Source organism: Allofournierella massiliensis (assembly GCF_964241245.1).
Lineage (GTDB): Bacteria > Bacillota > Clostridia > Oscillospirales > Ruminococcaceae > Allofournierella > Allofournierella massiliensis.
In genome coordinates this window covers 1-594 of record NZ_CAXSWZ010000077.1, presented here as the reverse complement: position 1 = coordinate 594, position 594 = coordinate 1, and the positions used below count along the sequence as shown (strand labels likewise).

1 protein-coding gene is annotated in these 594 nt (G+C 50.2%); it reads left to right on the top strand.

Translation table 11 applies throughout. From position 1 onward, the window contains the following. A partial coding sequence (locus ACESYO_RS16435; RefSeq protein WP_373210890.1) for a transposase occupies positions 1-594 on the top strand: 594 nt, incomplete at both ends.

The following is a 594-nucleotide window of genomic DNA, read 5'->3' as shown; positions in this document are numbered from 1 at the left end:
CGCAGTATCAACAGTTAGCGCTGCCAATCACACAAAATATTGAAATAGCGGAAGATGAACCCGTATTTGTAGCCAACGCCCAGCTTGAGGAACTGGATTACAGGAAACTGTACAAAGCGTATTCGCCCAAAGGGAGAAAATCGGCAGCAGAACCACGGATCATGTTCAAGCTATTGGTGTACGGATACATGTGCGGAATCTACTCCACACGGAAGCTGGAGCAGGCCTGCCGTAAGAATATCGACTTCATCTGGTTGCTGCAGGGAGAGCGAGTACCGGATCATACTTCGTTTGCGCGTTTTCGCAGTGGCAAAGCGAAGGATGCCATTGAAGACCTGTTTTACCAGTTTGTTCGCCGGCTATGGGAGGAAGAGGAGATTGAATACGAGGAAGTATTCATCGACGGAACCAAGATGGAAAGCATGGCGAACCGGTATACCTTTGTTTGGCGAAAGAGCGTAACCAGACAGCTGGCCAAGGTGAAAGAGAAAGCCAGGGAATTGTTTTACCAATACGGCGGAGAGGGCAACCTGACTGTCGGCAAGCTGCAAGCCCTTGCAAAGAGCCTTGTGCCCGAAGGAGGAGAGATGGTAC